The sequence below is a fragment of the Marinobacter sp. KM021 genome (genome assembly GCF_050707965.1).
GTDB lineage: Bacteria > Pseudomonadota > Gammaproteobacteria > Pseudomonadales > Oleiphilaceae > Marinobacter > Marinobacter shengliensis.
The window spans coordinates 3,194,820-3,218,148 of sequence record NZ_CP136129.1; the positions used below are offsets into that span (position 1 = coordinate 3,194,820).

Sequence of the window (23,329 nt, forward strand, 5' to 3'; positions counted from 1 at the left end):
CTGTGAGGCCCGCAAGTTGGCGCCAGACCAACCTAACGGCCAGCAATCAGGTCATCCAGCAGGGCCTGGTAACGCCCCGCCAACCGAGACGCCCGCCAGGCATCAGGGGAAGTAGAAGCGGGTTTATCCACCATGATCTGTTCCAGGCAGTTAACCCCAGCCCTGGCTTCCTCTTCCGGGCTCGATTCATCACTCCGGTAACGGCAATGCTCGGGCACATACTCCCGGTACGCCAGCCGGTCCGGCACCAGGGCCACACAGCCCGACGCCATGGCTTCCAGCACCGCCAGGCCCTGGAAGTCGTGCAAAGCTGTGGACAAAACAACGTCTGCCTCGCGCAGCAACCGGTCGTACTCATCGCGACTGTCCATATAACCCCAGTGCTCGATGTAACCAGCAAATTGATGGTGGATCCGGTCAAATGCCTCCGGGTAACGGCGGAAGCCCTCACCCACCACACTCAAACGAAAGGGCATGGACCGGCCCGCCAGCGTCTGCAAAAACGTCAGCAAGCGATCCGGCCCCTTATCGTATTCCCAGCGATGGTTCCAGAGCAGGTGTGGGCACCGCCAGTTCAAGGCGCGCCCCTGGTCGACAAACAGGCGGTCTTCAATCGGCACCGGCAGCACCCGGGATTTCTCTGTTAAAGCCTGCACCACCCCCGGCGGCACCGCATCGGGCATTTTGTTCAGTAAGGCGTCAACGCCCCTCAAGAAGCTGTCACGGTTCCAGGCGCTGTTGAACGCTACCGCGTCCGCAGCCAGCGCGCTGTATAGATTCACCATCTGCGGCTCCAGCCGACCCTGCTGCTGTTCGCTCACCGGAAAGGCAAACTGGTTTTCATGCATGTAGAGCAGGCACGGAGTGGTTGCCAGCTGGGGATGCAGACCCCGCAGGGTGGCCAGATCCACCATGGACGTGGCGACTATCAGGTCCCAGGGTTGTGACAGGCATGGCTCGGCCAGCCAGCTTACCGGGTTACCGCGAATGCGCCACTGGAAGAACCGGGGAGGAAGCGTCAGGGTCTGCCAGTGATAGTCGGGACACATCGCCACCAGCTGGTTCCGCCAGCGCTGGTGGCTGGCGGCGTCGTAGGCGGACAACAGAAGAATTCGCGGGGTCATGGCGATCCGTAACAGATGGGGCGGCTGAATCGGGCTATTGTATCAGGCTGGCGCCTTGCCTCGGCCCAGCGATAGCAATCCGAATACCGGCCCCGGCAGCAACAGCAGCGCCACCCACACCCCCCAGGGGCTCCAGAGCCCGCTGGTGATCCAGATAGCGGGCAGCGTCAGACCAAACCCGACGGCATTCATCACCGCCAGTGAGGAACCGACCGTTTCTTTCGGTGCGGTAGCCGCCGCCAGAGCCGAGAACTGGGGCGAATCCGCCACCACGGCAATGCCCCAGATCATCAGTAAAGCGATCAGCAGTATTGGCGACAGGCCGTGCAACCAGGGGTACAGCAGGCACAGCGCCCCGGAGACCATCAGCGCCCGCCGCGCCACCCACTCACTACCCCGGGTCCGAATAAGCCGGCCACCGCCAATGCAACCGGCCGCGCCGATACCGATCACCACGAACGATAGCCAGGGCACCAGCGCCTCACCCTGCCCCAGTCGGTTTAGTTCCCGGGCAATCAGTAACGGCACCAGGGTCCAGAACGCATAGAGCTCCCACATGTGGCCAAAGTAACCGCCGGCCACCGCCCGGAACCGGGGAATTCGCAGGGCTGCCAGGCCCTGAGTGATGGGCAGCCCGCCATTGGCTTTGGGCAGGTGCGGGCCATCACCGAGCAGGAACACCAGCAATCCACCCGCCAGCGCCAGAACCGACGCCGCCAGCAACGGCCACTCCCACGGCAGGCCCAGGGTTGCACCCCGCATTAAATGAGGCAGCGCAGTCCCCAGCGTGAGCATGCCCACCAACCACGCCAAAGCGGCGCCTGCGTGCTTGGGCGTCCAGGCAATGACCAACTTCATGCCCAGAGGGTAGATACCAGCCAGGCACAGGCCAGTGGCGAACCGCAACAGGCTATCCACCGGAAACACCCCCGCAACCAGGACAAAACCGGCATTGGCCAGGGCGCCCAGGACGCTGGAGACCAGAAAAATCCGACTGGCGCCAAAACGGTCGGCCAGCCCGGTAACCGCCAGGGTCAGCGTACCGACAATAAATCCGGCCTGAACCGACAGGGTAAGCCGCCCCAGATCCGATTCCGCCAGCCCCAGCTCACCAGCCAGGGATAACCAGACCCCATTGATACTGAACCAGAGGGACGTGCCAAACAGTTGTGCCAATACAATCACTGGCAGGGGATAACGTTGCAGTAGTCCGATCATCTTGTTGTCTTTATTGCGGGTGAAGCCCAAGCCTAGCCCCAAAACCGCTCGAGTACCCATGCTACTTTGGTGCCCGGTCAGGGTTCTATCAAACGATCCAGCCGCAGCCGCTCCCGCTCATCGAACAGCCGGCGACCACCCCAGCCCACCGCCATGACGGCTCCAAAACCGGTGCCGGCGGTAATGATCAGCATCACCAGAATCTGGTATTTCACCGCCACCGCCGGTGGGCTGCCCGCCAGAATCTGACCGGTCATCATGCCCGGCAGGCTGACAATCCCGGCAGCAGCCATGGCGTTGATGGACGGCATCATGCCACTGCGCATGGCGTCCCGGCGGATATCCTCCAACGCCTGCTGCCAGGTCTGGCCCAACATTAGCCGGTTCTCGATCACTGCCCGCTGGCGCCACACCGAGTCATTCAGGCGATCCAGGGCCAGGCTGACACCGGTCATGGTGTTGCCCAGCATCATTCCCAGCAACGGAATGGCGTACTGGGGCGCATACCAGGGGTCGGGGCCTATCACCACCGTCAGCGCAAGCACCGTCACAGTAAAAGAGGACACAAACATGGCCCCGGTACCGATGCCAAACGCCCACCAGCCACGCAGGCGCCGGCCCTGGCGCGCCACCACCTCCCGGCCAGCCACCAACAGCATGATCAGCGCCAGCAGGGCAATCCAGTAGAACGCCGAAGAGGCAAAGAGCGCTTCCAGTACCAGCCCAATCAGGGCCAGCTGGATAACCGTGCGGACAGTGGCAATCAACAGACTGCGGGACACACCCAGCCGGGCCATATGACTGGTTAATGCCAACGCCAGGATGAGCAGCGCCGCCAGCCCCAGCTTCCACCAGGCCAGATCAATCACTTCCATGTTCGGGCTCCAGTGCCGTTCCGCGAATCCCATAGTGGGCATCCGCCACGCGGCGAATCTGGGCCGGGTCGTGGGCTACCCATAAAGTTGCAATCTGCTGGCGCTGAATCTCGTCCAGCAGCCAGTTTTCAATGTTGAGGGTGCTGTCGCCATCAAGATTCGCCGTCGGCTCATCCAGCAACAGCGCCTGTGGCTTAAGGGCCAATGCCCGCCACAATGCCAGCCGCTGCCGTTCACCGGATGACAGCCGGCTGACCGACCAGGCCATCACGTCCGCAGGGAACCCCAAAGCGGCAGGCAGCCGTTCGCCAGCCCCTTCGGGAAAGTGGGCACTCACCTCGTCAAACCACCACTGACTGTCCGCCGGCACCATCACCACCTGGCGTCGCCACTGATGGGCCGGCACCGCGCCCTGGCTGGTGCCATTCAGGGAAATCTCTCCACCGTGGGATTCCAGGTCTGCCGCTGCCCGCAATAACCGGCTTTTACCACTGCCGGATGGCCCGGACACACAGACTACCCGGCCAGCGGGTACCGCCAGTGACACCCCGGTAAGGGCACCAACGCTGACCTGATCCAGCAACAGGCCCGTCAAAACCGGCTCACCAGGGCAGTTCCTCACCGTTGCTGTGCCAGAACGAACCGGAGTTCTCCAGGTTCAGGTTGGCAATGCGCTCGGCCAGCCCTTTGGCGGACTCTTCCGGAGTGATCAAACCACCAAAATTCACCATTCGGGTCTTCACATAACCGGGATGCAACTGAGCCACCGCAATGCCCCGTGGTTTCAGGTCTACTGCCAGTGATTTGCCAAAAGCGTTGAGGGCCGCCTTGGAGGCGCGATAGCCGTAGCGGCCGCCGGAGTCGTTGTCGGCAATGGAACCCATGCGGCTGGTGATGTTGGCGATCTTGCCGCCTTCACGGATTTGCGGCACCAGGGCTTCGGTGACCCGCAGGGGTGCGTAGGCGTTGATTTCCATCTGAGTGCGGATGGAATCGAAATCGATACTGCCCAGCTGTTCATCCTGCAACAGCCCGGCGTTGTTGATCAGCAGGCTGATGGACTTGCCCGCAAGGCCGGTTTTGAGTGCGTCAATACCGGCATCGGTGGTGACATCCACCCCGTCAATCACCTGGTTCGCAACCGCGGCCAGCTCGTCCGAGGACTGCCGGCATACGCCGATCACCTCACAGCCCTCCCGCGCGTAATGCCGGGCCAGTTCCAGGCCAATGCCACGGTTGGCACCGGTAATCACAACCACTTGGGGTTCAGACATAACACCTCCCTTTTACACGGTTTGTTCAGCCCTATTGGCAGGGTCTGCCGAATCTGTAATGGTTACACCATTGCACACCATCTTGCCAGTAACCCACCGCAGAGTATCGGCGCCCATGAACATTCGAACCCTCACCGCTGTCACACTCACCCTGGCGCTGGCCTCATCACCGGCGGCGGCAGACATCGGTTTGTCACCCTTTGCCGGTTACCGCATGGGTGGCTCGGTAGATATCGAGACGGCCGGCGCCAGCACCGATGACCAGATCCGCTTTCGCGATTCCGTGAGCCATGGGCTGGTGGTCAACTTCGACCTGCCGGAAGCCGGCAAACAGGGGGAGCTCTATTTTGGCCGGCAAAGCACCTCGGCCAGGCTGGACAACGGGTTGTTCGCACCGGGCACCCGCTCCATCGACCTGACCATCTACCAGTTGCAGTTTGGCGGGCTCTACTTTCCGGGCGGTAAAACCTATGGCGGGTTTGTCTCCGGCGTGCTGGGCGTTACCCGGCTGGAACCGGACGATTCCAGTTACGACACCCACCACCGAGCCGCCCTGTCGCTCGGCGGCGGCTACCAGTTTTTCCTGAGTGAACAATTGCGCCTGCGACTGGACCTGCGGGGTGTCTACACCGCCCTGGATTCGGGCGGCTCGGTGTTCTGCTCCGGGGGATGTGAGCTCAAGTTCCGCAGCAGCGGATACCTGCAGGTAGAAGCCAGTGCTGGCCTGGTGGTGCGTTTTTAATACCCACTCAGGCCATCACCTGCCGCCGCTCAGGCAGCAGCATTGACAACAGAGCCGCCATGGCCACCAGCCCCGCCGAAATCCACAAACAGGCCTCCAGCCCATACACCTGATACACCCAACCGGACAGGATAGTACCCAACAACCGGCCGGCAGCGTTGGACATGTAATAGAACCCCACATCCAGCGACACGCCGTCGCCCCGGGCATAGCTGACAATCAGGTAGCTGTGCAGGGAGGAATTGATGGCAAACAGCACGCCGAACAGCAACAGCCCCCCGACAATGACCACCTGTGGCGACCAGCCCGCCATCAGGCCACCGGCAATGGCTGCCGGGATAAGCGCCAGGAACGCCGCCCAGAGTACCGCCGGTTTCTTGCCTTCCATGTTGCCGGTAATCCTGGGGGCTATGGTCTGGATAAAGCCATAGCCGATGATCCAGCTGGCCATAAAGCCGCCCACTTTCCAGTGGTCCCAGCCAAATACCGTGTGCAGGTAAACCGGCAACGCCACCACAAACCACACATCCCGGGCGCCGAACAGGAACATTCGTGCGGCAGACAGCACGTTAATCGCCCGGCTCTTGGACAGAATATCGGTGAACTTGGGCTTGGCCTTGCTCTTGCCCAGCTCCTGTTTAAGCAGGAACAGGCTGGCCAGCCATACCAGCCCCAGAGCCACCGCCATGATCACCACGGCACCTGTAAAGCCGGCCGCCATTAGCAGCACGCCACCCAGGAAGAAACCTACCCCTTTAAGGGTGTTCTTGGAGCCGGTGAGAATGGCCACCCACTTGTACAGGGTGCCCTGTTGCTCATCCGGCACCAGCAACTTGATGCCACTCTTGGCGGACATTTTGTTCAGGTCTTTGGCAATGCCGGACAACGCCTGTGCCGCCATCACCCAGGGCACGGTCAGCATGGCCGCCGGCACCGCCAGCATGGCCAGGGCCACAATCTGCAGGAACAGCCCGATGTTCATGGTGCGGTTCAGGCCCATACGGGCCCCCAGATAACCGCCCACCAGGTTGGTTACCACCCCGAAGAACTCGTAGAAGATGAACAGCAGGGCAATTTCCAGGGGTGAGTAACCCAGCTGGTGGAAATGCAGTACCACCAGCATCCGCAGGGCTCCATCCGTGAGGGTGAAGGCCCAGTAGTTGCCGGTGATGACCAGGTACTGGCGAATGGCGGCATTCATATCAGGCCAGGCCCACCTTGCGCGCCAGCTCGGCGGTACGGTTGGCATAACCCCACTCGTTGTCGTACCAGGCGTAGATCTTTACCTGGGTGCCGTTGATAACCAACGTGGACAGCGCATCAACGATGGATGAACGGGGATCGGTTTTGTAATCGATGGACACCAATGGACGCTCTTCATAGCCCAGGATGTCTTTCAGCTCGCCCTCGGCGGCTTCTTTCAGCAGCCTGTTAACCGTCTCCACGTCTGTGGGCTTTTCCACTTCGAAAACACAGTCGGTCAGTGATGCGTTGGTGAGCGGAATCCGCACCGCGTGGCCGTCCAGCCGGCCCTTGAGCTCCGGAAAGATCTCGATAATCGCGGTCGCAGAACCGGTACTGGTGGGAATCAGTGAACTGCCACAGGCCCGGGCCCGGCGCAGATCCTTGTGGGGCGCATCGATGATGGTCTGGGTGTTGGTCAGGCTGTGAATGGTGGTGATGGAACCGTGCTTGATGCCCAATTTCTCATGGATCACTTTAACCACCGGGGCCAGGCAGTTGGTGGTGCAAGAGGCCGCGGTGATAATCCGATCGGTGGCCGGGTCGAAGATGTGTTCGTTCACCCCCATCACAATGTTCTTGGCGCCCGCTTCCTTTACCGGCGCGGTGACGACCACCCGCTTCACCCCCTGGTCCAGGTAGGCCTGCAAAACCTCGACTTTCTTGTTCACGCCGCTGGCTTCAATCACCAGATCACAGCCAGACCAGTCGGTATCCGAAATGGCCCGGTTTCGGGTAACGCGCAGGGGCTGTCCTTCAATCACCATGTCGTCGCCATCGGCACTGGCTTCATGGCTCCAGCGGCCGTGGACACTGTCGAAGTTCAGCAGGTGCGCGAGGCTTGCCGCGTCTGCTCCCGGGTCATTGATGGCAACGAACTCCAGTTCCGGCCAGCCCCAGGCAGCCCGCAGCGCCAGCCGGCCAATGCGTCCAAATCCGTTGATACCTACTTTAATCTTGCTCATCGTGATCTCCTTGCGACCTTCGCAATCCGTAAACTTATTAAGTGATCAGGGGCACTGTACAACCGGGCGATCCGCCATGGCCTGCAATTGCGCCAGGGGGCGCTCGATCAACGCCCCGTTACTCAGAGCGGTCTCATCCAGAACCCTCGCCACCCAGGCCGGTAGCCGGGGGTTAAGGTAATAATAGACCCATTGGCCACGACGCTCGGTTTCCAGAAGCCCGGCATCCCGCAGGCTCGCCAGGTGGCGGCTGACTTTTGGTTGCGACACCTCGAAGGCTTCGGTCAGCTCACATACGCACAGTTTTTCCTGATCCTTGATCAGTAACAGCGCGGCCAGGCGCAGGTCGTCGGCCATGGCCTTGAAGATCGCAACCGGGCTGTAGTCGGCGGGTTTCAGGCCGGTTTCTTTCTGGTGCACCAGGGTAAAGAGGCCAAGGCGCTCCTTCAGCTCTTTCAACGTCAGGGCAAACGTAGCGTGGCGGTTGGTCTCTGCCGGGTCCGGAAAGTCCCAGGCAATCTGCTGCGCACCCTGGCAAGCGGCGGTGCATTCCCGGGCGGCTTTTTCACACAGGGTGATCACGTAGTCCCAGTACTGACCCTTCAACTCGGCGAGCTGCTTGCTATACAGCCCTTCGGTGGCAATACCGGCCTCGGACAATACCTGCAGCGCCAGCGGATGCGGCTCGGTGGGCTGGGTACCAGCGCTGGCCACTTCAAACTGGTCTCCGGCCACGTGCCGGAGCAAAGCCTCTGCCATGATGGAACGGGCACTGTTTGCGGTACAGATAAACAGAACTCGGCGCTTCATATCCACATCCCCACATATACGTTTTTACGAATATCTAATTTTATGCATAATAGTGTGACAAGATGATGTCGTAAAGGACGAAAACGGAATCATGAAACTCCAGAACCTCCCCAACGTTGACGCCGACCTGTTCGAGACACCGACAACCGGCAGGGTATTCTCGGCGCCCCCCTCAGACCACCCAGCCCGAATCCTGCTGCTATACGGCTCCCTGCGCGAACGCTCGTTCAGCCGCCTGGCGGTGGAAGAAGCCGCCCGCCTGCTGGAAGCCATGGGCGCGGAAACCCGCGTCTTTAATCCTAAGGGCTTGCCCCTGGCCGATGCCGAAGATGCCAGCCACCCGAAGGTTCAGGAGCTGCGGGAACTGGTGCAGTGGAGTGAAGGCATGGTGTGGTGCTCTCCGGAGCGGCACGGCGCCATGACCGGCATCATGAAAACCCAGATCGACTGGATACCGCTGTCCCTGGGCGCTGTGCGCCCCACCCAGGGCAAAACCCTGGCCGTGATGCAGGTGTGCGGTGGCTCCCAGTCGTTCAACGCGGTGAACCAGTTGCGGGTGCTGGGCCGGTGGATGCGGATGCTGACCATTCCGAATCAGTCCTCGGTGCCCAAAGCATTCATGGAATTCGATGACAACAACCGCATGAAGCCGTCGGCTTACTACGACCGCATCGTGGATGTCATGGAAGAGCTGGTAAAGTTCACCCTGCTGGTGCGGGACCGCAGCGATTACCTGACCGATCGTTATTCCGAGCGCAGGGAAAGTGCAGAACAATTGTCCAAGCGCGTGAACCAACGTTCCATATAAGGAAGTGCAATGAGCAGTAACGAGCTGGCCGCGGAGGCTTCATCCGGCGGCATGGGTGTTTTCGAGCGCTACCTGTCTGTCTGGGTAGCCCTGGCGATTGTTGTCGGCGTAGCCCTGGGCCAAATGGCGCCCTCCGTGCCGGAAACCCTGTCCCGGTTTGAATACGCACAGGTATCCATCCCCATCGCCATCCTGATCTGGGCAATGATCTTCCCGATGATGGCCCAGATCGATTTCAGCGCCATTGTCGGGGTACGCAAAGAGCCCAAGGGGCTTGCCATCACCACCACGGTGAACTGGCTGATCAAGCCCTTCACCATGTTTGCCATCGCCTGGTTCTTTTTGATGGTAGTGTTTGAGCCCTTCATCGCACCAGATCTGGCGAGCGAATACCTTGCCGGCGCCATCCTGCTGGGTGCAGCCCCCTGCACCGCCATGGTGTTTGTCTGGAGTTACCTGACCCGTGGCGATGCCGCCTACACCCTGGTGCAGGTTTCCCTGAACGACATCATCATGCTATTCGCCTTCGCACCGATTGTGGTGTTCCTGCTGGGGATTTCGGATATCCAGGTACCCTGGGATACCGTCCTGATATCGGTACTTCTTTATATTGTGATTCCGCTGACCGCCGGCTATTTCACACGCCGCATCCTGATTGCCCGCCACGGCCAGCGCTGGTACGACGACGTATTCATGAAACGCTTGGGGCCGGTGACGCCGGCGGCCCTGATCGTCACGCTGGTGCTGCTGTTTGCCTTCCAGGGTGAAGTCATTCTGCAGAACCCGTTGCACATTGCCCTGATTGCCGTGCCGTTGATCATCCAGACGGTGTTGATCTTTTTCATCGCCTACGGCTGGGCAAAGCTTTGGAAGGTACGCCACTGCATTGCTGCGCCCGGCGCCATGATCGGTGCCAGCAATTTCTTTGAGCTGGCGGTGGCGGCCGCGATTGCCCTGTTTGGTCTGCAATCGGGTGCCGCGCTGGCGACCGTTGTGGGGGTGCTGGTGGAAGTGCCATTGATGCTCATGCTGGTTCGCATCGCCAACAAGACCCGTGGCCACTTTCCTGCCTGAGCAAGATAAACATTACCCGCAAGGGCTCCTGTCCTGCGGGTAATCCACACCGCCTGTTCAGCCCCGCCCGCGCCTGATACTATCGCCCGCTGGCAAACCGGGAGAGATTTCTTCCACCAGACGGACAGGACCACATGGACTTTTTTCAGGCGTTTTTTCTCGGCATTCTTCAGGGGCTGACCGAGTTCCTACCCATCTCCAGCTCCGGCCACCTGATCCTTATCCCCGCCTTTTTCGAGTGGACTGACCAGGGTGTCGGCTTTGACCTCGCCGTGCACGTGGGCACCCTGCTGGCGGTGGTGCTTTATTTCCGCAAAGACGTTTTCGCCATCACCCGGGATGGACTGTTATCCCTGAGTAAACGCCAGATGATTGGCCAGGGCAATATGGCCTGGTTCCTGGTGATCGGCACCATCCCTGCGGGCCTGGCCGGGCTGGCCTTGCTGGACATGATCGACAACGAACTGCGGGCGGTGGAAGTGATTTTCTTCACCACCCTGATCTTTGGCCTGCTCCTGGGCTGGGCCGACTGGCGCCCGAACAAAGGCCGGACCCTGGATTCACTGACCTGGAAGGATGCCCTGCTGGTAGGCTGCGCACAGGCCCTGGCCCTCATCCCCGGCACCTCCCGCTCCGGCGCCACCATCACCGCCGGCCTGCTGCTGGGCATGAGCCGACAGACGGCATCCCGGTTTTCCTTTTTGCTGGCGATTCCGATTACCGCGCTGGCTTCGGCGGTGAAGCTTCTGGAGGCTGCGACGTCTGATATTACCGTGGACTGGACCGGGTTTCTGGTCGGTGGTGTAACGGCGTTTATCATGGCGATCACCGCCATTCATTTCTTCCTGAAGTGGCTGAACAAGGTAGGCATGTGGCCCTACGTTCTCTACCGTATCGCATTGGCGGGTGTGATTTATGCCGTCTTGATGTAGGCCTTCCCGGTTTTGGTGCTCGCACAGAGCTGGTAAGGCTTTCCAAAACACGCTCCTTCGGCACATCCATGTGACGCTTGGGCTCCGCCATCCCTGGCTCCGCACAGTTTTGGCAAGCCTTACCAGCCCTGTGCGCCAAACTCTTTGCGGGCCTCAAACGACTGACTGAAATCAACCCGTTAACCTGTTGCGGACTGCACCCACGTCAGAGGTTCGGGTTGGGGATGGCCTGTTTAAAACTGTGCGGAGCCAGGGATGGCGGAGCCCAAGCCGAACAGGACGTCTTGAGGCGTGTTTTAAACAGGCCATCCCCAAGCCGGACCAAACACCAACTAGCAGGCTTCCAACGGAGCATAAGCCAACACCAGCCACTTGGCCCCTTCATCAAAGTTCACCTGCACGCGGGTGTGGTGCCCCGTCCCCTCGGAGTTCATCACGATGCCCTCACCAAACTTCGGATGACGAACGCGCTGGCCGAGGCTGAAACCGGACTGCTGGGCCGAATCCTGGCTGAACATGCTTTCATTGGGGCGCCCCACCATCGCCGGGCGCGTCACCGTATTGCGCAACCGCACTTCCTGCAGACAATCCGCCGGAATCTCCCGAACAAACCGCGACAGCGCATGGAACTTTTCCTGCCCGTACAAACGGCGGGATTCCGCGTAAGTAAGCACCAGCTTTTTCATCGCCCGGGTAATGCCCACATAGGCCAGCCGACGCTCCTCTTCCATGCGCCCCGGCTCTTCCAGCGACATGCTGTGAGGGAACAAACCTTCCTCAACACCCGCCAGGAATACCAGCGGGAATTCCAGGCCCTTGGCCGAGTGCAGAGTCATCAACTGCACGCTGTCTTCATGGGCATCGGCCTGAGCTTCACCGGCATCCAGTGCTGCCTGGGCGATGAACTCCGCCAGCGGGTCGACACCGTCTTCCACTTCAAAATCCGACAGCGCGTTCACCAGTTCTTCCAGGTTCTCTACCCTCGCCTGGCCCTTCTCACCTTTTTCGCTGGCGTGGTAGTCCTTCAGGCCACTGGCTTCGATGGCCTGTTTCATCAGGCCCTGCAATGACGCCTCACCGACCATTTCAGACAAGCCGTTGATAATCTCCATAAACGACTGCAACCCGGTTTTCGCCCGACCTTTTACCTGGCCCGCCGCCAGTAGTCGCTCGGCGGATTCCCACAGGGAAATGCCTTGCTCGGTGGCGTATTCCCGCAATTCCGCCAGGCTCTTGGCACCGATGCCCCGAGTGGGAATGTTTACTACCCGTTCAAAGGCGGCGTCGTCCCGGTGGTACTGCACCAGGCGCAAGTACGCCAGGGCGTTGCGGATTTCCTGGCGATCATAGAAGCGCAGGCCGCCGTATACCCGGTAAGGAATGCCCTGTCGCATCAGCGCCTCTTCCAGCACACGGGATTGGGCGTTGGAGCGATACAGGATCGCGGATTCGCTACGCAGATTGCCGTCGTTAACCCAGGCATTGATGGAATCGGCAATGTAGTTGGCTTCATCCTGCTCGTTGAACGCCGCGTACAGGCTGATCGGCTCGCCATCCGGGCCGTCGGTCCACAATTCCTTGCCCAAACGGCCCTGGTTGTTGGCGATCACCGAGTTGGCGGCCTTCAGGATCATCTGGGTGGAGCGGTAGTTTTGCTCCAGCCGCACCAGGCGGGCGTTGGGGAAGTCCCGCTGGTACTGCTGGATGTTCTCGATCTTGGCGCCACGCCAGCCGTAGATGGACTGGTCATCATCACCCACCACGGTCAGCGGAACGCGATTGCTGGCCAACACCTGCAACCAGGCATATTGAATGGTGTTGGTGTCCTGGAACTCGTCCACCAGAATGTGCTGGAAACGCTGCTGGTAATGCTTCAGCAATTCCGGCCGGTGCAACCAGAGTTCGTGGGAGCGCAGCAGCAGCTCGCCAAAATCCACCAGGCCGCCCTGCTGGCAGAGCTTTTCATACTGGCGGTAGATCTTGAGCATGGTGCTGGTGAAATGATCGCCCGGGTTTTCCTGGATGTGATCCGCGCGCAGGCCTTCGTCTTTCTGGCTGTTGATGAACCACTGGGCCTGCTTGGGCGGCCACTGGCTTTCATCAATCTGGAACTCCCGCATCACTCGCTTGATCATGCGCAGCTGGTCGTCGCTGTCCAGCACCTGAAAATTCTCCGGCAGGCCGGCGTCTTTCCAGTGGGAACGCAGCAAACGGTGAGCAATGCCGTGAAAGGTACCGAACCACAATCCCCGAGACGGAATATTCATCATCTCTTCAATGCGGTAGCGCATCTCTTTGGCGGCCTTGTTGGTAAAAGTCACCGCCAGAATGCCGGTGGGCGGCACCCGGTCTACCGTCATCAGCCAGGCAATCCGGTGTACCAGCACCCGCGTCTTGCCACTGCCCGCGCCGGCCAGTACCAGCAGGTGATCGTTCTGGGCGGTAACGGCCTCGCGCTGGGCGTCGTTCAGAGGGTCGATAATGTGGGAGACATCCATGGAGATCGGCTTCATCACTGGTTAAATTTACAGGCATTGTATCAGGCCTGAACGTATTCGTCCTTTGTCCTGCCGGCTACCTACAAATAGGTATATCACCAAATAATTCAATGACTAGGGATTAAGACAGCGGACCTGCCGCCGATACACGCCTTAACACACTGACACAGTAATTCTGTGTCAGACGTTCAAAAAACGACCTAGAATGCCGCCCGACTAAAGTCGTATGGCTGACGCACAGGGACCGACAACATGCTCTCATCACTCAAAATATCTCACAAACTGGCACTGCTGGTTGTGGTTGCGATTACCGCGTTTGTCGTCAGCCAAGCGTTTTCTATCCTTACCGAGCGGAGCAATTCCCAACGGCTAGCGGAGGTTCGTGACCAGCTCTATCCGTCCCTTGAACTGTCTACCATTAATCGGGGTCTGCTGCAGCTTATTGAGAACCAGATCAACAGCGCCGTAACCACTGGCGATGACCAGCAACTGGAAGCCACAGCAGCGCAGAAAAATGACATTACCTCCAACCTGCAAAAGATTGCGGACCTGAATCCCGGCTTGAGCCAGCAAGCGAACCAGCTCGGTAGAGACCTGGACACTTACTACTCCAACGCCAACCGCATCGCTATGGCCATTATCGACGGTACTGCGGATTTCGGCCGCATTGGCCAGGAAGCCTCTGCCAACGCCAACCGTCTGGAAAAGCTGCGCAGTGATCTGGATGCTATGCGCAACGCCATGGAAACCAGACTGGTGGATGCGATAGACAACACCACAGCGGCATCCACTGAGGCCAGCACGGTTTCGCTGTTAATTCTTGTGGTTGCTCTGATTGCGCTGGTTGCGCTTAGCCTCGTGATCGGCAGGTCCATTTCAAGCAGTCTGGACCAAATTATCAACTCGCTTCGCAACATGGCGTCTGGCGAGGGCGACCTTACTTCCCGAATTCAGTATGAAGGCAAAGATGAACTGCGCGCATTGGTGAACCAGTTCAATAAGTTTGTTGAAAAGCTGCACAACTCGTTTGCCACCATCCAGAACGATATTGGCGACTTGAACAATGTTGCATCCCACCTCGCCGGCACCAGCCGGACCAACCTGGGGCGCATCAGCCAGCAGGCCCAGGCCATCTCCTCAACCCGAAACTCCGTTGAAGAACTGGTCAAGAGCGTTGAAGAAGTGGCGGGCTTTGCCTCGTCCGCGTCTGACCAGACTCAAGACGCTGCAAAATTTGCCACTGCCGGTCAGCAGAAGGTCAACAGCAACATCAGCACCATCCGGGAGTTGATGGCAGAGATCGAAAAGACTGCAGGCCTGGTAAACCAGTTTGACGAATTCTCCGTGAAGGTAGGGGGGCTGCTGGAAACGATTCAAACCGTGGCTGAGCAGACCAACCTGCTGGCACTGAATGCCGCCATCGAAGCTGCCCGTGCCGGTGAGCACGGCCGCGGTTTTGCCGTGGTAGCCGATGAAGTTCGGGGGCTGGCCGTGCGTACCCACAAAGCAACCGAAGAAATCCAGCAGGTGATTTCCGAGCTGTCCAAATTGTCAGGCAATGCCGTTACCTCCATGAAAGGCAGCGTGGAAATGGCCCGGGAGGGCGTCGATGCCACCACTGAGTCCGGCGAGGTCCTGAGCAAGATCCTTGAAAACGTTCAGCAGATCAGCGAGCTGAACGAACAAATCGCTGCTGCCACCTATGAGCAGAGCACCACCTTCAGCGAAGTCACCGGCCACATGGGCGATATGCATCGCAATGCCGAGGCGGTGATGGAAAGCACCGATGAGCTGGACAACGTCAGCCGCAAGATCCAGGACGTCAGTAATGGATTGCAGAGCGTTGCCGGCCAGTTCCGAGTTTAATACCCAACCAAAGACTAGGATGTACCTGATGAAGAGACTGTTCTCCGTCGCGCCCCTGGCGTTGGCAATTGCCGCCACGCCAGTCATGGCACAAGATACCGAGCAAACCCTGGAGCGCATGCAGCAACAGCTGAACGCCATGCAGCAGCAGCTGAACTCGGCCCGCAACACCGGCGTCCGGTTTAACGGCTTTTTCAGCACCGGCTACGCGCGTGCCAGCAACGACGCAGGCTACGCCGGCATCACCGAAGAATCCGAAGTCAAAGACCTGAGCCTGTTCGCCCTGCAGGGTACCTTTGACGTTACCCAGAAAAGCCAGATTGTGATGCAGCTGGTTGGGCGCGGCGCCGATGATTGGGAGCCAGAAGTCGAGTGGGCCTACCTGAGCCACCGTCCCACCAACAACCTGCAGCTGCGCGCCGGCAAGATGCGCATTCCATTCTTCATGTACTCGGATTCCCTGGAAGTCGGCTACGCCCAGCCCTGGGCCCGTCCGCCCCAGAGCGTGTACGGCCCGATTGCTGTCACCAGCTATGTGGGGGCCGATGCCAGCTACAACTGGAACTTCGATAACTCCTCACTGAATGCCAACTTCTTCACCGGCTTTACCGACGAAGACGGTAACTCGGGTGATGTGCAACTGCGCAACATAGCCGGTCTGAACCTGAGCTGGACCGACTATGTGTGGACCATCCGGGGCGTTGCAGCAACGGCTGAAGCCGATATTGATGCGACACGACTGGGCGCGCTGGCGGCACAGAGCGGCATTACATTACCGGCTGGGATCACCTAACTCGCCGACGGCGATCGAGGGAACTTCTATGGTCTGGGCGCGAGCTATGACAACGGCAGCTGGCTGATCATCGGTGAAGTCACGCGGGTAGAAGTCGATGGCAAGTTCGCCGATACCGACTCCGCTTACTTGTCTGTTGGTCACCGTTTCGGCAGCTGGACGCCGTATGTTGCAACAGGCTGGACAGAGAGCAAGGACGATAACGAGCGCACGGGTGCCTTTATTCCTGGCGTGGTGCCGGAGTCGATCCTCAACTACCAGCGCAATGAATACAGCGTTGGTACTCGCTGGGACATCACCCCGGGCGTAGCCATCAAAGCAGACATCACCCACGTTCGTGGGCTCGATAAGGGCTTTGGCAATCTGAACACCGCCTACATGCTGGAAAGCAACGCCAGCAGCACCAACGTCTACACCCTGAAAATCGACTCAGCGTTTTAAGGAGGCCCCATGAAGAAGCTTAGCCTGTTGTTAGCGGCCTGCTTGATGGCCAGCCCCCTCGCCTTGGCAGATGTGGTGATTATTGGTCACCCGAGTGGCCCGGACAGCATCAGTTCCAATCAAGTTCGTGATCTGTACCTGAACCGCAGTCAGGCGCTACCGGATGGCCAAAGTGCCAACCCCTTCGAGCTGCCGGAAGGCGACGCTACCCGCGCCGAGTTCCACAGCAAGGTCACCGGCCGTAACGATGCCCAGCTGAAAGCCTTCTGGTCTCAGCAGGTGTTCACCGGCCGTGGCCAACCGCCGGAAGAAGCGGGCAATGCCTCCGCCATGAAAGCCCAGGTCGCTTCCACGCCCGGTGCCATTGGTTACATCGACTCCGCCGATGTGGATGACAGCGTCAAGGTGATCCTGACGCCCTGAGCTCCGGCTCTGAAATGCAAAAAGGCGAGCCGAGGCTCGCCTTTTTGCCGTTTTGAGGTTGATGATCAGAAACCTCTGGGCACCGTCTGCGCTTCCACAAACTCAAACAGGCCTTCCAGACCACCTTCACGGCCAATACCGGAGGCTTTCATGCCACCAAAAGGCGCTTCCGGCGTGGGGCCGGTTCCAGTGTTCCAGCCAACGTGGCCAAAGCGCAGGCCAGCGGCGACCCGCTGGGCACGCTCGGCATCGGCGGTGAACACGTAGGACGCCAGGCCGAACTCGGTGTCATTACCGGCATCGATGACTTCTTCCTCAGTACGGAACAGCGCCATGGGCACCAATGGGCCGAAGGTTTCTTCCTGATAACAACACATGTCCCGATTGACGCCCATGACCACGGTGGGCGGGAAAAACAGACCCTTGCCCAACTCCGCCGGCTGCTTGCCGGCCACCAGCTTGCCGCCTTTCTCCAGGGCATCTTCAAGGTGGCGTTTGACCTTGTCGAAACCGGCCTGGTTAACCAGCGGGCCAATGTCGACCCCGTCTTTCATGCCATCGCCAACGGTCATCTTGTTAACCCGCTCAGCCAGCTTCTGGCCAAAAGCTTCCGCGACCTTTTCATGCACGAAAATCCGGTTGGCGCACACGCAGGTCTGGCCGCCACCACGGAATTTGTTGGCGATCAGGTTGTCAGCAGCGGCGTCCAGGTCGGCGTCGTCAAAGACGATAAACGGTGCATTACCGCCCAGCTCCAGCGCCAGTTTTTTCACCTGCTCCGCCGTATCGAGAATCAACCCGCGGCCCACTTCGGTGGAACCGGTAAAGCTGAGCATCGGCACATCTTTGTGCTCGCACAGCACCTTGCCGATCATGCTGGCCTTGCCCATGACCAGATTGACCATGCCATCCGGCAACCCGAGCTTGTCCATCACGCTGAAGAAGGCCACCATCGTCAGCGGCGTTTCACTGGCCGGCTTGATCACAGACGGGCAGCCGGCCGCCAGGGCAGCCGAGAGCTTTTTGGCAATCATGCCAATGGGAAAATTCCAGGGCACGATCAGCCCGGTCACACCAACAGGCCGGTAATGAACGGTCCAGGTGCAATCCTTGGGCTTCTCAGGGATGGTATGGGCATCCAGGGCGTTGACGTGTTTGGCGCAGTAATCGAAGAAACCCGCAGCGTAGTCCACCTCGCCCTGGGCTTCCTTCAACGGCTTACCGTGCTCCATGCACAGGATTCGGCCAATTTCCTCGCGATGTTCTTTCAAACCATCGCGAATGTCTTCCAGCCACTTGCGCCGGGTCTCGATGGGCCAGGGGTTGGTGAGCCGGAGCGCAGACTTGCCTGCCTCAACGGCATCCAGCACATCCTGCTCTGACATGGACGGCACTTTGGCAACCACTTCGCCGGTGGCTGGATTGAACACATCAAAGGTGTTGCCGCCGGCACTGTCGGTCCAGCGCCCACCGATGTAGCCTGTCAGGTTTTTCAGCAGTGGTGACTCGATCATTTCGGCTCCTCTTCAATAACCTGGGTGCGCCCGGGTGCGACGGGGCGCGGGTGTATTGGAACGTCTTTCATAGTGGATGCTGATCGCCGGCCTGTAAAGGCAGCGTGTAAAAAACGCGGCCGGCGATTCGTTGACCCCTCAGTGTCACTGCCTATACTCGGAAGAGTATTTCCAGACTCCCGAGGAGGCGGTTCAATGAAGGCATTTTTTCATCCGGCGCAGGATCTGCATATTCCCAAAACGTATTTCACCCGTGGCCAGATGCGTCAGCCTCAGGAGGTTCCCGACCGCACCAGCCAGATGCTGGAAGGCTTGAAGGCGATGGGGATTCCGGTTCTTCAGCCGGCCGATCAGGGCGCGGCGCCGATATCAAAGGTGCACGACCTGGGCTACCTTCGTTTCCTGGAGTCTGCCCATCGTCGATGGATGGAAAACGAGGACTGGGGCGATGAGGTGATGTCCAATATCTTCGTGCGCTCGCCCAATGCCATGCGCGGCATACTGGCTGAGGCGGCCTGTTATCTGGCGGATGGCAGTTGCCCGATTGGCGAAAACACCTGGAAAGCGGCCTACTGGTCGGCCCAGACCGCCCTGGGCGCGGCGGATGCCCTGATTGCAGGTGAACGCACCTCCTATGCGGTGTGTCGCCCACCAGGCCACCATGCCCGCAAAGACGCGGCAGGGGGCTTCTGTTATCTGAACAATGCGGCCATTGCCGCCGAGCATATGAAAAGCCGGTTTCCGCGCACTGTCATCCTGGATACCGATATGCACCACGGCCAGGGCATACAGGAGATTTTCTACGACCGCAGCGACGTGCTGTACATCTCCATTCACGGCGACCCCACCAACTTCTATCCGGTGGTCAGTGGTTTTGAGGATGAACGGGGCGAGGGCGAAGGTTACGGCTACAACATCAATATGCCGATGCCCCATGGCGCCAGCGAGGACGACTTCTTTGCCAAGGTTGAGGAGGCCCTGGCCGCAATCCGGCTGTACCAGCCGGATGCACTGATCCTGACCCTGGGCTTTGATATCTACAAAAACGACCCGCAGGCCAAGGTCTCGGTAACATCCGAGGGCTTCTGCAGATTAAGCACCCACATCCGCCAGCTGGGCCTGCCGACGCTGGTGGTGCAGGAAGGCGGGTATGACCTGGACACCCTCAGCGAGAATGTCCAGCAGTTTTTCAAGGGGTTGGCGGGCTGACTCAGGCCGCAGGCGTGTAAACCTTCACATTGCCATGCCCTTCCGCCTTCAGGTGACCGGCGTGCATCCGGCTCATGGTGCCCCGGTCGCAGTACAGCAGGTACTGGCGGTTGGCCGGCAGATCAGACATCTGCTGGTTGAGTTCGTAGAACGGAATTTTCAGGATTTCATTGTTGGTCAGTGTCAGCGGTGAACGTTCTTCCTCCGACGGGTGCCGCACATCGATGATCACGTCTTCCACCGCAGGGGTCTGCACCAACTCCACTTCTTCCGGTGTGGTGATGGTATCCAGCAACTGGCTCACCATGGTGCCCTGCTGATTGGCAATGGCCTGCGCCAGCACCTCCGGGTTCATGTTGGCTTCTTCTTCCTCAACCCGGTGCAGCTTGGCGCGGGTAACCGGCTTGCTGGAAATAACCCCGCAGTACTCCGGCATGGTCCGGGCGAAGGGCTCGGTGCCAATTTCTTTGGCAATGCGGATGATTTCTTGCTTGTCCATGGCAATCAGCGGGCGCAACACCACTTCGTCACTGGCCCGGTCAACCACGTTCAGGTTGGTCAGGGTCTGGCTGGACACCTGGGCGACGGCATCGCCCATCACCAGGCCGGTAGCCGTATAATCCCGGGCAATTTCCGCCGCGGCTTTGAGCATCTGGCGCTTAAGTACCACACCCCAATGCCGGTGATTCACTGACTGCATGATCTCGGCCACCACACCTTCAAAGGGTACCGAAATAAACTTCACGCCATGGGAGGCCCCATACCGCTGCCAAAGGTAATGCACCACCTGGCGCACACCCACCTCATGGGCGGTGCCGCCCAGATTGAAGAACAGGAAGTGGCTGCGGATACCTCGGCGCATCATCAGGTAGGCAGCAACAGAGGAGTCATAACCGCCAGACACCAAGGTCATCACCGTTTCCACGGTACCCAGAGGATAGCCCCCAAGGCCCTCATGGCGGCGATGGGCGATATGGAACTGTTCCTCATTGAGCTCAATCCGCACTTCCAGGTCCGGATTCTTCAGGTCAACTCCCCGGGCGTTCGAAGCCTGGAGCAATGCGGCACCCACTGAGCGTTCAAGATCAATGGACCGGAACGAATGACTGCCATGGCGCCGGGCCCGCACGGCGAAGGTTTTGCCCGCAAGGCGGTCTGCGTAGGCCTGCACCGCCTTTTCGCCGACGTCGTCCATGTCGACAAAGGGAAAGACGCCGATTTCCTGGATGGTCGAAATACCCGGTATACGGGTCAGCTCATCGATCACCGGGCCCTCCAGGCTGCGGTCATCGGGAACCTCCACATCCACCCGGTCCCAACTGCCGTCCACCCGAATCTCAGGTTCCAGCCGGGACAGCAACTTACGAATATTCTGCCGCAACTGGCGCATTTGCTGCTGGCGAACGGGTTTACTCTTGATGGCCACTTCCGGGGCGGGACGAATAAGCAGTTTCATAAAAAAGTCTTTGATCGGAATAACGTCGGGTAGCGTAATAAGCAGAAAGGCCTTAGTGTACCCTTTTGCCAGAGTGGCTCAAAATCCGTCATTGCCGAAACCATCAGGAGCTCCATCAACGATGACCGAATCCACCATGAATGCCCTGGTTTCCCCGGAGGGCAGCCTCGAAATCCTCTCCAACCACGAGGTCAACCGGCTCAAGGACAAGAGCGAGGGTGGTTTGTACCGTCTGTTCCGCCAGTGCGCCCTGGCCGTGCTCAACACCGGCGTTGAAACCGACGACTGTAAGGAATTGATGGAGGCCCATGCCGATTTCGATGTTCGCCTGGTGCCCCAGCCCCGCGGCCTGAAGCTGGAATTGATCAACGCGCCCGGCCACGCCTTCGTGGATGGCGAAATGCTGCGGGCAATCCGTGAGCACCTGTTTTCAGTGTTGCGGGACATCGTATATAGCCATTCCATTCCCAACACCGTCGCGGGTTTCCGCCGGGACAACCCGGAAGACATCACCAACCTGGTGTTCCATATCCTACGCAACGCCCGGGTGCTGGAGGCCGGTCGCCAGCCAGATCTGGTAGTGTGCTGGGGTGGCCACTCCATCAGCCACGATGAGTACCAGTACAGCAAAGACGTAGGCCATCAACTCGGCCTGCGCGGGCTCAGCATCTGCACCGGCTGCGGGCCGGGAGCCATGAAGGGGCCGATGAAGGGGGCCACCATCGGCCACGCCAAGCAACGGGTGAAGAACGGCCGCTACATCGGCATTACCGAACCAGGCATTATCGGTGCCGAAGCTCCAAACCCGATTGTGAATGAGCTGGTGATCATGCCAGACATTGAAAAACGCCTGGAGGCCTTTGTCCGCTGCGGCCACGGCGTGATCGTGTTCCCGGGTGGCGTAGGTACTGCGGAAGAAATTCTGTACCTGCTGGGCATCCTGCTACACCCGGACAACGCCGACCTGCCCTTCCCGGTCGTCTTCACCGGGCGCAAGGAGAATGCCGAATACTTCGAGATGATCGATAAGTTCATCCGCAATGCCCTGGGCGACGAGGCGGCCAACAAATACGAGATCATCATTGATGACCCGGCCCGGGTGGCACAAACCATGAAGCAGGGCATGAAAGACGTGGAAACCTTCCGGCGCGCCATGCAGGATGCCTATTATTTCAACTGGATGCTGAAGATCGACCCGGTGTTTCAGTTACCGTTTGAACCGAATCACGACAACATGCGGGCACTGGAGCTGCACCGAGACCAGCCGGTGCATCTGCTGGCAGCGAATCTGCGCAAGGCCTTCAGCGGCATTGTGGCGGGGAACGTCAAAGAGAGTGGTATCCGGCAGATCCAGGAGAAGGGTCCGTTTGAGATCGCCGGTGATCCGACGCTAATCCGGCCCCTGGAGGCCATGCTGGAGCAGTTTGTGGAGCAGAACCGGATGAAACTGCCCGGCACGTCGGCCTATCGGCCCTGCTACCGGATTGTCAGTGGTGCGGCCTGAGCCGCACCACTTTCAGAGCAGAAAGTCTTACTTGCCGCCGTCAGCCGGCAGGCTGGCGTAGTAGGCTGCCAGGTTGGCGATGTCTTCATCGCTCAGGCCAGTAGCCTGACCCTGCATCACCGGAGCCTGACCACCCTGGCGCTGGCCGTTCTTGTAAGCTTTCATGGAAGCAACCAAATACTGTTCTTTCTGACCGGCCAGGTTCGGGTACATCGGGATCTGGGAGATACCGTTTTGCCCGTGGCAGGCGGCGCAGACTGCAGCTTTGGCTTTGCCAGCAGCGGCATCGCCCGCAACAGCCGCAAACGGAGCGGCTGCGCCCAGCGCAAACAGACCAGCAACTGCGAAGTGCTTCAGATTCATTGTGTTCACCCTCTCATCGTTTTAACGTTCACTCACCGGCGATGATGCCGGACAGTAATTCAGGTTTCACTTATAGCACAGGCGGCCCCTGCCTCAAATGTGATAGATCAAGGACATTCGTGCGACCATGGTCCTCTTTTACTCTCGGACCGGGTAAAGGACAGTACGAACAAACCGCTAACTGCGACCTGTAACAGA

The 23,329-nt window shown here is 59.4% G+C and carries 22 protein-coding genes; 10 read left to right on the forward strand and 12 right to left on the reverse strand.

The window, feature by feature from the left end; genetic code table 11:
• Positions 1-32: 32 nt before the first annotated feature.
• From RVM24_RS15035 to RVM24_RS15055, 5 genes are read right to left on the reverse strand one after another with little or no spacing between them, the layout of a single operon-like run.
• A complete protein-coding gene (locus RVM24_RS15035) occupies positions 33-1,124 on the reverse strand; it encodes a tRNA-queuosine alpha-mannosyltransferase domain-containing protein (RefSeq protein WP_286921188.1) in 1,092 nt (363 codons plus the stop codon).
• Positions 1,125-1,166: 42 nt separating this feature from the next.
• Positions 1,167-2,402, reverse strand: a complete 1,236-nt coding sequence (locus tag RVM24_RS15040) for an MFS transporter (RefSeq protein ID WP_286921187.1) — start codon at positions 2,400-2,402, stop codon at positions 1,167-1,169.
• A gap of 17 nt (positions 2,403-2,419) precedes the next feature.
• Positions 2,420-3,217 carry an ABC transporter permease gene (locus tag RVM24_RS15045; RefSeq protein ID WP_061330877.1) on the reverse strand — a complete coding sequence of 266 codons (798 nt, stop codon included), beginning with the start codon at positions 3,215-3,217 and terminating at the stop codon, positions 2,420-2,422.
• Entirely contained in the window at positions 3,204-3,812 is a 609-nt protein-coding gene (locus RVM24_RS15050) for an ABC transporter ATP-binding protein (RefSeq protein ID WP_061330878.1), read from the reverse strand. The genes RVM24_RS15045 and RVM24_RS15050 overlap by 14 nt, the downstream gene beginning before the upstream one ends.
• 7 nt (positions 3,813-3,819) lie before the next feature.
• On the reverse strand, positions 3,820-4,491 hold the full coding sequence (locus tag RVM24_RS15055; protein WP_061330879.1) for an SDR family oxidoreductase: 672 nt from the start codon (positions 4,489-4,491) through the stop codon (positions 3,820-3,822).
• 115 nt (positions 4,492-4,606) lie between these two features.
• Here RVM24_RS15055 and RVM24_RS15060 point away from each other — a divergent pair, with 115 nt between their 5' ends.
• Positions 4,607-5,233 (forward strand): outer membrane beta-barrel protein, encoded by a 627-nt coding sequence (locus RVM24_RS15060; RefSeq protein WP_058091567.1) that lies wholly within the window; start codon positions 4,607-4,609, stop codon positions 5,231-5,233.
• A gap of 7 nt (positions 5,234-5,240) precedes the next feature.
• Here the strand turns inward: RVM24_RS15060 and arsJ are convergent, their stop codons facing one another.
• From arsJ to RVM24_RS15075, 3 genes are read right to left on the reverse strand one after another with little or no spacing between them, the layout of a single operon-like run.
• Positions 5,241-6,434 carry an organoarsenical effux MFS transporter ArsJ gene (arsJ, locus tag RVM24_RS15065; protein ID WP_061330880.1) on the reverse strand — a complete coding sequence of 398 codons (1,194 nt, stop codon included), beginning with the start codon at positions 6,432-6,434 and terminating at the stop codon, positions 5,241-5,243.
• 1 nt (position 6,435) lies between these two features.
• Entirely contained in the window at positions 6,436-7,440 is a 1,005-nt protein-coding gene (locus tag RVM24_RS15070; protein ID WP_431474295.1) for an ArsJ-associated glyceraldehyde-3-phosphate dehydrogenase, read from the reverse strand.
• A 45-nt stretch (positions 7,441-7,485) separates the two neighbouring features.
• Positions 7,486-8,250, reverse strand: a complete 765-nt coding sequence (locus RVM24_RS15075; protein ID WP_431474296.1) for a metalloregulator ArsR/SmtB family transcription factor — start codon at positions 8,248-8,250, stop codon at positions 7,486-7,488.
• A gap of 91 nt (positions 8,251-8,341) precedes the next feature.
• Between RVM24_RS15075 and arsH the strand changes: the two genes are divergently transcribed.
• The 3 genes from arsH to RVM24_RS15090 all read left to right on the forward strand — a co-directional run bounded on the left by arsH (position 8,342) and on the right by RVM24_RS15090 (position 11,064).
• The gene (arsH, locus tag RVM24_RS15080) at positions 8,342-9,058 is read left to right on the forward strand and encodes an arsenical resistance protein ArsH (protein WP_431474297.1); all 717 of its coding nucleotides are present in this window, start codon (positions 8,342-8,344) and stop codon (positions 9,056-9,058) included.
• Between the two features lie 9 nt (positions 9,059-9,067).
• Positions 9,068-10,132 carry an ACR3 family arsenite efflux transporter gene (gene arsB, locus RVM24_RS15085; protein WP_342631334.1) on the forward strand — a complete coding sequence of 355 codons (1,065 nt, stop codon included), beginning with the start codon at positions 9,068-9,070 and terminating at the stop codon, positions 10,130-10,132.
• Positions 10,133-10,266: 134 nt separating this feature from the next.
• Complete coding sequence (locus tag RVM24_RS15090; RefSeq protein ID WP_431474298.1) at positions 10,267-11,064, forward strand: undecaprenyl-diphosphate phosphatase; 798 nt, start codon at positions 10,267-10,269, stop codon at positions 11,062-11,064.
• Positions 11,065-11,396: 332 nt separating this feature from the next.
• Here the strand turns inward: RVM24_RS15090 and uvrD are convergent, their stop codons facing one another.
• Positions 11,397-13,562: a DNA helicase II gene (gene uvrD / locus RVM24_RS15095; RefSeq protein WP_374812583.1), complete on the reverse strand. Its 2,166-nt coding sequence runs from the start codon at positions 13,560-13,562 to the stop codon at positions 11,397-11,399.
• A gap of 252 nt (positions 13,563-13,814) precedes the next feature.
• On the opposite strand from uvrD, the gene RVM24_RS15100 reads away from it, so the two are divergent.
• From RVM24_RS15100 to RVM24_RS15115, 4 genes are all read left to right on the forward strand, one after another.
• Positions 13,815-15,428, forward strand: coding sequence for a methyl-accepting chemotaxis protein (locus RVM24_RS15100; RefSeq protein ID WP_061330885.1), 1,614 nt, complete (start codon positions 13,815-13,817; stop codon positions 15,426-15,428).
• Between the two features lie 28 nt (positions 15,429-15,456).
• The gene (locus RVM24_RS15105; RefSeq protein WP_431474299.1) at positions 15,457-16,221 is read left to right on the forward strand and encodes a hypothetical protein; all 765 of its coding nucleotides are present in this window, start codon (positions 15,457-15,459) and stop codon (positions 16,219-16,221) included.
• A gap of 129 nt (positions 16,222-16,350) precedes the next feature.
• On the forward strand, positions 16,351-16,662 hold the full coding sequence (locus RVM24_RS15110) for a hypothetical protein (RefSeq protein ID WP_431474300.1): 312 nt from the start codon (positions 16,351-16,353) through the stop codon (positions 16,660-16,662).
• A 9-nt stretch (positions 16,663-16,671) separates the two neighbouring features.
• Positions 16,672-17,085, forward strand: coding sequence for a substrate-binding domain-containing protein (locus RVM24_RS15115; protein ID WP_061330887.1), 414 nt, complete (start codon positions 16,672-16,674; stop codon positions 17,083-17,085).
• A 65-nt stretch (positions 17,086-17,150) separates the two neighbouring features.
• On the opposite strand, the gene RVM24_RS15120 is transcribed toward RVM24_RS15115, so the two are convergent.
• Entirely contained in the window at positions 17,151-18,599 is a 1,449-nt protein-coding gene (locus RVM24_RS15120) for an NAD-dependent succinate-semialdehyde dehydrogenase (RefSeq protein WP_431474301.1), read from the reverse strand.
• 195 nt (positions 18,600-18,794) lie between these two features.
• Between RVM24_RS15120 and RVM24_RS15125 the strand changes: the two genes are divergently transcribed.
• Complete coding sequence (locus RVM24_RS15125) at positions 18,795-19,808, forward strand: histone deacetylase family protein (protein WP_061330889.1); 1,014 nt, start codon at positions 18,795-18,797, stop codon at positions 19,806-19,808.
• A 1-nt stretch (position 19,809) separates the two neighbouring features.
• On the opposite strand, the gene thiI is transcribed toward RVM24_RS15125, so the two are convergent.
• Positions 19,810-21,264, reverse strand: coding sequence for a tRNA uracil 4-sulfurtransferase ThiI (gene thiI / locus RVM24_RS15130; RefSeq protein ID WP_061330890.1), 1,455 nt, complete (start codon positions 21,262-21,264; stop codon positions 19,810-19,812).
• Positions 21,265-21,385: 121 nt separating this feature from the next.
• Between thiI and ppnN the strand changes: the two genes are divergently transcribed.
• Positions 21,386-22,768: a nucleotide 5'-monophosphate nucleosidase PpnN gene (gene ppnN / locus RVM24_RS15135; RefSeq protein WP_061330891.1), complete on the forward strand. Its 1,383-nt coding sequence runs from the start codon at positions 21,386-21,388 to the stop codon at positions 22,766-22,768.
• Positions 22,769-22,795: 27 nt separating this feature from the next.
• Here the strand turns inward: ppnN and RVM24_RS15140 are convergent, their stop codons facing one another.
• Positions 22,796-23,131, reverse strand: coding sequence for a c-type cytochrome (locus RVM24_RS15140; protein WP_061330892.1), 336 nt, complete (start codon positions 23,129-23,131; stop codon positions 22,796-22,798).
• Between the last annotated feature and the right edge of the window lie 198 nt (positions 23,132-23,329).